Origin of the sequence: Sulfitobacter sp. (assembly GCF_041552635.1) — a bacterium.
Classification (GTDB): Bacteria; Pseudomonadota; Alphaproteobacteria; order Rhodobacterales; family Rhodobacteraceae; genus Sulfitobacter.
Genome location: NZ_JBFEKM010000154.1, coordinates 1 through 10,087 on the forward strand (window position 1 = coordinate 1; position 10,087 = coordinate 10,087).

General features: G+C 54.2%; 12 protein-coding genes and 1 pseudogene. 4 read left to right on the forward strand and 9 right to left on the reverse strand.

The annotated features are described in order from the left end of the window. The 3 genes and pseudogenes from ABYT07_RS16075 to ABYT07_RS16085 form a co-directional block, all read right to left on the reverse strand. A pseudogene (locus ABYT07_RS16075) lies at positions 1 to 182 on the reverse strand (CCA tRNA nucleotidyltransferase); the annotation flags it as partial. After that, positions 161 to 715: a CoA pyrophosphatase gene (locus ABYT07_RS16080; RefSeq protein WP_372993058.1), complete on the reverse strand. Its 555-nt coding sequence runs from the start codon at positions 713 to 715 to the stop codon at positions 161 to 163. The gene ABYT07_RS16080 and the pseudogene ABYT07_RS16075, both read right to left, overlap by 22 nt. A 31-nt stretch (positions 716 to 746) precedes the next feature. Further along, entirely contained in the window at positions 747 to 1,733 is a 987-nt protein-coding gene (locus ABYT07_RS16085; protein WP_372993049.1) for an Hsp33 family molecular chaperone HslO, read from the reverse strand. A 78-nt stretch (positions 1,734 to 1,811) separates the two neighbouring features. Here ABYT07_RS16085 and ABYT07_RS16090 point away from each other — a divergent pair, with 78 nt between their 5' ends. Next, positions 1,812 to 2,249, forward strand: a complete 438-nt coding sequence (locus tag ABYT07_RS16090) for an NUDIX domain-containing protein (protein ID WP_372993050.1) — start codon at positions 1,812 to 1,814, stop codon at positions 2,247 to 2,249. A gap of 7 nt (positions 2,250 to 2,256) precedes the next feature. Here the strand turns inward: ABYT07_RS16090 and ABYT07_RS16095 are convergent, their stop codons facing one another. After that, positions 2,257 to 3,522 (reverse strand): PP2C family protein-serine/threonine phosphatase, encoded by a 1,266-nt coding sequence (locus ABYT07_RS16095; RefSeq protein WP_372993051.1) that lies wholly within the window; start codon positions 3,520 to 3,522, stop codon positions 2,257 to 2,259. A 158-nt stretch (positions 3,523 to 3,680) separates the two neighbouring features. Here ABYT07_RS16095 and ABYT07_RS16100 point away from each other — a divergent pair, with 158 nt between their 5' ends. Next, positions 3,681 to 4,013 (forward strand): Hpt domain-containing protein, encoded by a 333-nt coding sequence (locus tag ABYT07_RS16100; protein ID WP_372993059.1) that lies wholly within the window; start codon positions 3,681 to 3,683, stop codon positions 4,011 to 4,013. Positions 4,014 to 4,016: 3 nt separating this feature from the next. Here ABYT07_RS16100 and ilvA read toward each other — a convergent pair whose 3' ends face one another. Then, positions 4,017 to 5,249 carry a threonine ammonia-lyase IlvA gene (ilvA, locus tag ABYT07_RS16105; RefSeq protein ID WP_372993052.1) on the reverse strand — a complete coding sequence of 411 codons (1,233 nt, stop codon included), beginning with the start codon at positions 5,247 to 5,249 and terminating at the stop codon, positions 4,017 to 4,019. A gap of 125 nt (positions 5,250 to 5,374) precedes the next feature. On the opposite strand from ilvA, the gene ABYT07_RS16110 reads away from it, so the two are divergent. Next, a complete protein-coding gene (locus tag ABYT07_RS16110; RefSeq protein ID WP_176250297.1) occupies positions 5,375 to 6,595 on the forward strand; it encodes an argininosuccinate synthase in 1,221 nt (406 codons plus the stop codon). Between the two features lie 70 nt (positions 6,596 to 6,665). Here ABYT07_RS16110 and ABYT07_RS16115 read toward each other — a convergent pair whose 3' ends face one another. The 3 genes from ABYT07_RS16115 to ABYT07_RS16125 form a co-directional block, all read right to left on the reverse strand. Beyond that, a complete protein-coding gene (locus ABYT07_RS16115) occupies positions 6,666 to 7,079 on the reverse strand; it encodes a hypothetical protein (protein ID WP_372993053.1) in 414 nt (137 codons plus the stop codon). Positions 7,080 to 7,162: 83 nt separating this feature from the next. Beyond that, entirely contained in the window at positions 7,163 to 7,855 is a 693-nt protein-coding gene (locus tag ABYT07_RS16120) for an HAD family hydrolase (protein ID WP_372993054.1), read from the reverse strand. Beyond that, on the reverse strand, positions 7,855 to 8,763 hold the full coding sequence (locus ABYT07_RS16125) for a D-amino acid aminotransferase (protein WP_372993055.1): 909 nt from the start codon (positions 8,761 to 8,763) through the stop codon (positions 7,855 to 7,857). Before ABYT07_RS16125 ends, ABYT07_RS16120 begins: the two co-directional genes overlap by 1 nt. Positions 8,764 to 8,910: 147 nt before the next feature. Between ABYT07_RS16125 and msrA the strand changes: the two genes are divergently transcribed. Next, positions 8,911 to 9,576: a peptide-methionine (S)-S-oxide reductase MsrA gene (msrA, locus tag ABYT07_RS16130; protein ID WP_372993056.1), complete on the forward strand. Its 666-nt coding sequence runs from the start codon at positions 8,911 to 8,913 to the stop codon at positions 9,574 to 9,576. A 5-nt stretch (positions 9,577 to 9,581) separates the two neighbouring features. Here the strand turns inward: msrA and ABYT07_RS16135 are convergent. Next, positions 9,582 to 10,087, reverse strand: a 506-nt coding sequence (locus ABYT07_RS16135) for a PfkB family carbohydrate kinase (protein WP_372993057.1), incomplete at its 5' end; no start/stop codon positions are given.

Sequence of the window (10,087 nt, forward strand, 5' to 3'; positions counted from 1 at the left end):
AATGCATCGGTGGACATGTCCACATCGCTATCGGGCAAGCCCAACAGTGCATTTCGAACACATCCGCCTACAAAATAAATGGCGTGCCCGCCAGCATGCACGGCGTCACACACGGCCTGCGCATCTGCGTCGGCAAGCCATCTTGTATCGGTCGGGAGGGTCAGATCATACGTTCGGTCCATGCCCGCAACATACGCGCGGTTGCACCCCAAATGTAATAGGGGCCGTAAGGAACAATGTAATAATGGCGTAAATTTCCGCGCCAACGACGCGATTGCACCAGATAATTGTCAGCATTCAACACATGCGACAGGGGAACGGTAAAGACTTCTTCGACCTCTCCCGGTTCTGCGATGATCTGAAAATCTTCTCTAACAAGGGCAATAACAGGGGTGACGTGGAAATTGGTCACCGTCTCATGGGCCGGCAGGGTGCCCAAAACATCAACCAGCTCGGTTGGTAATCCGATTTCTTCACGAGCCTCGCGCAGCGCTGCGGCAATCACATCTGCATCGGTGTCGTCCTGTTTGCCGCCCGGAAAGGCAATTTGACCCGGATGGTGTTTGAGGGATGAAGATCGCTTGGTCAGTATCAACTCAAGCCGACCGTTTTTTTCAATGATAGGGGCAAGCACGCCGGCGGGCCGCAACTTGCGATCAGCAGGCAGCATGACATCCTTGTTCAAATCAAAATCGGACGACGCAACGCCAGTCATTGCCAGCGCCGTCCGAAAGCTTTGTATTTGATCACTCACCACTTGTGGCTTCGGCCTGAAATCCGACAGATTTGGGATCAAGGTCGTAATGCGCGCTACAGAATTGACAGTCTGCCGTCACCCGACCTTCTTCTGTGGTCATCTTTTCAATGTCTTTGGCCGAATAAATCGACAGGCTTTGCCGCACGCGATCTTCAGAACAAGTACACCCGAACCGAACCGGCTGGGTTTCGAAAACGCGTGGCGTTTCCTCGTGAAACAGGCGCAACAGCAGGTCTGTGGGCGGCAGTGACGGCCCGATCAATTCAAGCGGATCAACCGTGTCGAGCAAGACATTTGCCCGAAGCCAGTTTTCGCCTTCTTCGCCGTCAACCAAATCTTCGGGGCGCAAAATATCGCCGCTGCCTTCGGTTTTCGCTGCAAAAGGCGATGCTTTTGGCATGTGCTGCAACATCACGCCGCCTGCGCGCCAATGCTCTGACTCGTCCGGCGTTGAGGATTTCCCAAAGCTAAGCTGGAACCGCGTTGGCAACTGTTCGGACTGTGCAAAATAGGCCTCGGCACAAGACGACAACGACCCGCCCGCCAAAGGCGTGATGCCCTTGTACGGGGTCATGCCCTGCCCTTGGTCGATCATAATTGCGAAATAACCTTCGCCGACCTGATCAAAAACAGGCGCATCGGTGATACGGTCCGCGTCATAGCTGGCATAAGCGCGAATACGCGCAGGTTCGCCGTCTTCGCTTGGGCCATAGTAATCGGTCGCAATCATCCGCACCGGACCATTCGACTGCACCTGCAACTGTAGCTTCCAACGCAGCTTGATTGATTGACCGATCAGGGCCGCCAGCAACGCCATCTCGGCGACCAGTGCTTCGACTTTTTCGGGATAGTCATGCTGACGCAAAATCCCTTCGAGCACGCCATCCAGACGCGCCACGCGGCCCCGAATATCGGAAGCATCAAGTTGAAAGGGCAGAACGGTGTCGTCCCACGCGATTTTATTTCCTTGGGTCATAAGTCTTTCCTTAGCGGCGGGCGCTTGCCATACCGTGTCTATATAAGAGCCACAAGCCGCGCGAAAAGGGGGTGTCGCATGATGCAAAGATTTGGAGAGCCGCCGCTGCCGGGTAAAAGCTATACATTGCGCCCCGGTGCCTATGCTATTTTGCCGCTCAAGGGGCGGTTTTTGATGACCGCCCAGATCGGCGAAAAGGTTGATGTGCAGCTGCCGGGTGGTGGGATTGATCCGGGCGAATCACCCTTGCGCGCGCTGTACCGCGAAGTGATCGAGGAAATCGGTTGGACCATCGCCTATCCCCGTCGCTTGGGCGCATTCAGGCGTTTCGTTTATATGCCGGAATATGACCTGTGGGCCGAAAAACTGTGCCACATCTATGTTGCCCACCCTGCGCGCCAAATCACAGAGCCGGTCGAACCCGATCATGTAACGGTTGTTTTATCTGCAACCGAAGCATTGGCGGCATTAGGCAACGATGGCGATCGGATGTTCTTTGAGAAATACATATTCTAGGTCATCATCACCGAGGGCCCGCGAATTCAAACAATATCCCTGAAACATCATCCGGGAAATCAGCATCACCGGCAAATTCCGTAAGTTGCCAAAGGATCGCCTCAAGCAAGGGGGGGCCGGTTATGTCGCGCAGACCGTGCAATATTTCAGTAAGCCCTTCTTCCTCAAGCATCTTCCCGTCGGGGTCAGGGCATTCGGTGACCCCGTCCGACAGAATAAACAGACGGTCCCCCGGCGACAGTTGAATTGTGAATTGCTCATATTCAATGCCCGCCAGCAGCCCCACGGGAAACCCCCCAAGCCCGCCCTGTTCAATCCGCCCGTCCTGCCGTTGAACCACCGGATGCGGGTGGCCAGCCTGGGACATCACGACATGGCCGGTCTTTAGATCAACCTCGGCCAGCAGCAGGGTAAAATAATGCTCGGTCTCCATTTCGTTCAGAACAAGGTTATTAAGCTCTGAAATAACCTTTTCCGGGGCGCGCATGGCAAAACTGCCGTCAGGCTGGCGTGTTAGGGCCACGTTTTGATCAGGCGCGGCAGCCGACAAATAGCCAGCCAAACGGGCAGTCATCAAAGCAGAGCTGATCCCGTGGCCGGATACGTCGATCCCGTAAAGCCCCAACTTGTCATCCCCAACCGGGAAAAACCCGACCAGATCGCCACCCACATGCCCGCTAGACCGTAACATCAACGATAGTTTTCCGGTGTCGAATTCGCGCGTCCGCTCACGGACCAGCGACTGCTGGAGTTTCTTTGCCTCAAGCAGATCTTTGTCCAGCGAATCATAGACCCGCTGCAATTCGTCCAATGTATCAGTGATGATGCGGTTTTTTTCTGTCAGTTCCCGCTGCATATCCAGAATGCGTTCGCCGGCCGCGATACGGGCGCGCAATTCATCGACATCCACGGGTTTGCTAAGAAAGTCATCTGCACCGTTATCCAGCCCCTTCGCCACCTCGGCCTTTTCACTTTTTGAGGTCAGCAGGATGAAATACCCGTACTGAAAATTGGATAACTCGCGAAATGCACGGCAAAACTGCAGGCCGTTCATCCCCGGCATTACCCAATCACTAAGGACAAGATCGGGCAGGCGGATCTTGCATTGCTCAAGCGCCTCATCCCCAGATGCCGCTTCGACAACTTCGAATCCCCACCGCTTTAGGGACGCACTAAGAATGCGGCGTTGAAGTTTGCTGTCGTCGACAACCAACACCAGTTGCATCGCACCAGTGCGGTGAGGGTGATCAAAGTTTTTATTTGTTAATGGCATAGGCTGGGGCAATTCAATGATTCAATAGCCTGACTTATCGGTGTTCTGTTTAACACCCGATGAAATCTAAAAATTGATCAAAAAACCGCAGCGTGCCCACGCCCGGTTAAGGGGATTGCCTTATACAAATCACGCAAAAGGGAGATCGCTCGATGGCAATGATTGACTGGACACAGGTAAACACTCTACGCGACGAGATTGGCAGAGAATGCTTTGATGAAATTATCGAAATTTTCATCGAGGAAGTTGAGCAGGTCATCGACCGCTTACGAAGTGAACCGGATCCGAACACCCTCGCCGATGATCTGCATTTTTTGAAAGGCAGCGCGCTGAACCTTGGGTTTTCCGAGTTTTCGGGCCAGTGCCAGATTGGCGAAAGCGCGTCTTCCAAGGGGGCCGCTGCGGATGTGGATGTGCAAGGTATCCTTGCCACCTATGAAACCTCAAAAGAGGTATTTATGGCGGAATTGCCAAATGCGCTGAATGCCTAGGCATCACAGCACAAACTGCGCCAAAGTTTCGTCATTTGTGATGTCGGTATAAGTGAAGCCTGCTTCGTTCAACTGCGACAGGAACGGCGCAAAACTGTCCGGGCTACGGGTTTCGATACCGATCAGAACAGACCCGAAGTTGCGGGCAGATTTCTTGAGGTATTCGAACCGGCAAATATCGTCGTCGGGGCCAAGGATGTTCAAGAATTCTTTCAATGCACCGGGACGTTGCGGCATGCGCAGAATGAAATACTTTTTCACACCCGAATAGCGCTGTGCGCGTTCTTTGACCTCGGGCAGGCGTTCAAAATCAAAGTTTCCGCCCGACGCGACACATACCACGGTCTTGCCTTTTATCTGGTCCGCCACCTCGCCTAGCGCTTCGATCGACAAGGCACCGGCGGGCTCCAGAACGATACCTTCGACGTTCAACATCTCGATAATTGTCACGCAAATGCGATCTTCGGCCAGATCAATCACGTCTTTCGGGTCAACGTCCTTGAGGCATTCAAAATTTCGCTGCCCGATCTTGGCAACTGCAGCACCGTCCACAAAACTATTGATAGGCGAAACATCGACCGGCATACCCTTGGCCAATGCACCGGCCAAACTTGGCGCGCCTTTGGGTTCGACAAAGGTATAATCGCAAGATTTCCCGAAATAGCTGTAAATCCCGGAGGACAGCCCACCCCCACCAACGGGCAGGATGATATGGTCGGGCACACGGCCCAATTGCTCTTCAATCTCGACCGCGACGGATGCCTGACCTTCAATCACGTCATCATCATCAAAAGGCGACAGGAAATGTGCGCCCTCAGTGGTGCAAAATTCCTGCGCGGCGGTCAAAGTCTTATCGAAATAGTCGCCAACCAGCCGAACTTCGACCTGCGCCCCGCCGAACATCTTGGTCTTTTGAATCTTTTGCTGCGGGGTGGTGACTGGCATGAAAATCACACCCTTCACCCCAAAATGACTGCACATAAACGCGACACCCTGCGCATGGTTGCCCGCGCTGGCACAGACAAAGACCGTTTTCTCCGGGATCACTTTGCGCATCGCATTAAAGGCACCGCGCAGCTTGTACGACCGCACTGGGCTTAGGTCTTCGCGCTTGAGCCAAATATCAGCCCCATATTTTTCTGACAGGTGATCGTTGCGCATCAACGGTGTTGCGCTGAACACCTCACGCATCGCTTTGGTCGCGTTTTGCGCTGCGGTTTTGAACATATCTGTCATTTCATCGGCCTTTGCGTTGAATAACTGTCGATACGACCCCCGCTGCGTGCGGTCAACGCAGCCTTCAATCTTGCTCACGCCCGCAAAACCCGATACCTCGCGATGCAAACCGCAAAGGAAATATCATGTCCGCGCCCAAAAAAGTTGTGCTCGCCTATTCCGGTGGGCTTGATACGTCGATCATCCTGAAATGGCTGCAAACCGAATACGGCTGCGAGGTCGTGACCTTTACCGCCGATTTAGGCCAGGGCGAGGAGCTGGAACCAGCCCGCGCCAAAGCCGAAATGATGGGTGCCTCCGAGATTTACATCGAAGACGTCCGCGAAGAATTCGTGCGCGATTTCGTATTCCCGATGTTCCGTGCCAACGCGCTGTACGAAGGGTTGTATCTGCTGGGCACATCCATCGCGCGGCCGCTTATTTCCAAACGTCTGGTCGAAATTGCCGCTGAAACCGGTGCTGATGCTGTTGCGCACGGGGCGACCGGCAAGGGCAACGATCAGGTCCGCTTTGAACTGGCCGCTTATGCGCTGAACCCTGACATCAAGGTTATCGCGCCTTGGCGTGAATGGGATTTGACCAGCCGCACCAAGCTGCTTGAGTTCGCCGAGAAGAACCAAATCCCAGTCGCCAAAGACAAACGTGGCGAAGCACCCTTCAGCGTTGATGCAAACCTGCTGCACACGTCTTCGGAAGGCAAAGTGCTGGAAGACCCCGCAATTGACGCGCCCGAATATGTGTATCAGCGCACCGTTGCGCCCGAAGATGCGCCTGACACGCCAGAGTATGTCGAGATCGGGTTCGAACGCGGCGACGCCGTAAGCATCAATGGCGAAGCGATGTCCCCCGCCACGATCCTAACCAAGCTGAACGAACTTGGCGGCAAACATGGTTGTGGCCGTCTTGATCTGGTCGAAGGCCGCTTTGTCGGCATGAAGTCACGCGGTATCTATGAAACCCCCGGCGGCACCTTGCTGCTCGAGGCCCACCGCGGGATCGAATCGATCACTTTGGACCGTGGCGCGATGCATCTGAAAGACGAGCTGATGCCGCGCTATGCGGAACTGATCTATAACGGCTTCTGGTTCAGCCCCGAACGCACCATGCTGCAAGCCGCGATTGACGCGTCGCAAACTCATGTGACCGGCACTGTGCGTCTGAAATTGTACAAAGGTCACGCGCGCACGGTGGGCCGTTGGTCCGACCATTCGCTGTATTCCGAAGCGCATGTGACGTTCGAAGACGATGCCGGTGCCTATGATCAAAAAGACGCCGCTGGCTTTATCCAGTTGAACGCTCTGCGTTTGAAACTGCTGGCCGCGCGCGACAAGCGCCTGAAAAGCTAAGCGTTAGAGACGAAAAAGGCCCGGACAGGGGGATATTCTGTCCGGGCCTTCTCTGTTGGTTCATCGAAGCTTACTTAGCTGTGATAACCGCCATCACCAATTTGCCATCGGGCTTGATTGGGCCGTCTTCTTTGGCACCAAGGGTGTATTCAAAGCCACCCATTTTCATGCCGCCTTCTTCGGCGTGAACCATCAGCATCAGCATTTCGCCGGATTTGACTTCTTCCTGAAGGATTGCGGCAACGTCGATGTTTTCACCAGCACGCAGGGGCGCATAACCGACCACGGGGCCGGGCTTCATTTCAGCGTCCGTGCGGTGAACGACCATCCAGCCGTTTACGCTGGCCATCACTTTGTCAGCGCTTACGACGCCGTTGGATACGTCTTGATCCATCGCCTCGACCATATCTGTCGAATGCGCGGCAGCAAAAGCAGTGCCAGCAGCAATTGTCAGGGCAAGGGCAGTTGTTGTGAACAGTTTCATTCTTGAACTCCTTTAAATGTTGTGATGAAGCCACGAAACACCAGAGCAGCAAGTTTCAAAAAGTTCTGTAAATATTTTTCCTTCTATATAATCCTTTGATTATAAAGTATTTTATAATGTGGAAAAGCCTGTCTCAATAGCGGTTGATCTGCTTCTGACAGCTTGGGCAGTGGCCCTTCCGCCCCGGCAAAGCCCGTGCTTTTGTGAACGGCCCCATACCAATGTGACGCCCAAATCCCATCTTCTGGCCGCGCGCCTGCGGGCCAACTCAGCATTTCTGGATCAAACGGCAGATCAATCGCCTCGCACAATTTGCGCAACATCCCCTCGGGATCGGCGCGAATATCGGCGCTATCAATGACCAAGCCGCCAATTTTATCATATAGCGCCGTTTGCTGACCAAAACCGAGATCCTCGAAGGTTGGCGCCTCGCGTTTAGCGGTATAGCTGGCAATCACCCGCGCAGGATGGCGGATAAGATGGATGTTTACGCAATCTTTAGCCCAGTCCATCGGAAATCCGCCCACCATATGATGGGGCATATGTTTCATGTACAGATGCGGCGTTCCCGGACGCTGGCAAGTCAAAGATACCTTGTTAGGGTCTGTTTCATGCGCTCCCATAATTTCAACGCCCATGGGATGGTGATCACCGGTGGCGGCCAGATAGGCCGCATAAAATGGTTCATCCATCACCGAAAAATCAGCGCGGTTACCAAAGCTGTACATCATCGCTGTGCTTAGATTTCGCGGGCCAGACCACATCGCAATCCGCATCAGGCGCACTCCTGCTTGATCAAATCCTTGTACAAATCGCGCAACCGCTGGGTTACAGGCCCCATGTCCCCGGTCCCGATTTGCCGCCCGTCAATGGACGCAACAGGTGTTTGCGCCCCAAAGGTGCCGGTCAAAAACGCCTCGTCTGCGCCATATGTATCAACAAGCGAGAAGTTGCGTTCAAACACCGGAATGTTATTGGCGCGGCACAGATCAATCACCTTTTGGCGCGTGATCCCATTCATGCAGTAATCCCCCGTGCTGGTCCAAACCGCCCCCTTGCGAACGATGAAAAAGTTACAGGCGTTGGTCGTATTTACGAAACCATTGATATCCAGCATCAAGGCCTCGTCCGCGCCGGCCTTTTCCGCAGCGATGCAGGCAAGAATGCAGTTTAGCTTGGAATGACTGTTCAGCTTGGGGTCTTGCGTCATCGGCAGGCCGCGCAAATGCGGCACCGTCGCCAGCCGGATCGGGCGCGGGATGCTGGGGCGCGAATGCTCCATAATGATCGTGATGGTCGGGCCGGATCGCGACAGCGACGGATGCTGGAAGGGGCGCGTTTTGACACCACGGGTGATCATCAGCCGCGCGTGCGCGTCGGTGGTCATGTTGTTGGCCTTTTGCGTCTCTAACAATGCAGAAATCAACGTTTCGCGGGTCATTCCGATATCCAAATCAATCGCTTTCGCTGCCTCGAACAGGCGATCAAAGTGTTCATTCATAAAGGCCCAGCACCCGTCATAAAGGCGCAGCCCCTCCCAAATGCCGTCACCCAGCATAAAGCCACTGTCATACACACTGACCATCGCCTGCGCTTTGGGAACGATCTGACCGTTCAGATAAATCAGGATTTCGTCGTTGCGCGCGTCTTCTTCCGCTTGGTGGGTGGTTACGTGATCTTGCATCTTGGGTCCCCTTTTCGGACCGACGCTAAGAAGTTCGGCGGGCCGCGCCAAGGCTGAAATTGAAATCACTAGCCCGTGACATTGCCAAGCTGTGTATTGCGCCCTGCGCTGATCCCCGTCACCGTTGATGCAAAGAGGAGAGTTTTCATGAGCATCGGGAAAAATATCAAGGTAATAGCCTTGGCGACAGCGATTGGGTTTGGCCTGATTGCACAGGCAACAACAGCAAAAGCAGCCGGAACAGAGACGCTTTTGGTTGCCGGTGGATGCTTTTGGTGCGTCGAATCCGATTTCGAAGGCGTCAAAGGTGTCCAAGAAGCCGTATCCGGTTTTGCAGGCGGCACGGTTAAAAACCCAACCTATAAACAGGTCGTTGCTGGCGGGACCGGACATTACGAAGTCGTACAAATCCAGTTCGATCCGGACGTGGTCAGCGCCGATCAGCTATTGGCGATGTTCTTTCGATCCATTGATCCGACAGATGCAGGCGGACAATTCTGCGATCGCGGCGATTCCTACCGTTCAGCGATTTTCGCGGACGGCCCAGCGCAACAAGCTGCCGCAGAGAAAGCCAAATCCGAAGCGCAAGCCGCATTGGGCAAACCGGTTGTGACCCCTGTATTAGGCAAAACCGCGTTTTATCCGGCAGAAGACTACCATCAGGATTACTACAAAAGCGATGAAAGGCTGGCATTTTCCAGCGTCGGATTGGCGGTCAAGAAATCCGTTGCCTATAAGCGCTATCGCAAAGGATGTGGTCGCGATCAGCGTGTGAAACAACTTTGGGGCAGCGCGGCACCGTTTGCCAGCTAAGACTCTCAGTCGAAATTGTGATCCTGGATGTCTTTTAGATCCGGGATCACATCAGCCGTGCCTTGCCGTGTCACCATCAAAGCGGCGGCTTGCATCGCAAGGGTGATCGCGTCTTCCATCGCCAACCGACGATCTAACGCAGCGACCAGATAGCCGGTAAACGTGTCCCCAGCGCCCGTGGTATCAATGGCTTTGACGGGATAGGCAGGGAAATCTTTGGTGGTTTTCGCCTTGTTAGAGATCCATTTACACCCATTCGCCCCAAGCGTGACGATAATATCATCAATCGGCAGGCAGTCCAAAGGTTGGTCAAGCGCCTTGACCAGTTCTGCAGCTTCACCTTCGTTCAAAACCAGCAAATCAACGTGGTCCATTATATCTGCAACAACCTCCGCTTCGAACGGGGCGGCGGCATAGGCGACACGCATCCCCAATGTCTTGGCGGTGGGGGCAGCGAATTCCTGACCCAAAGTTTCGTTCTGCATCAGCAAAAAATCACCCGGAGATGCCT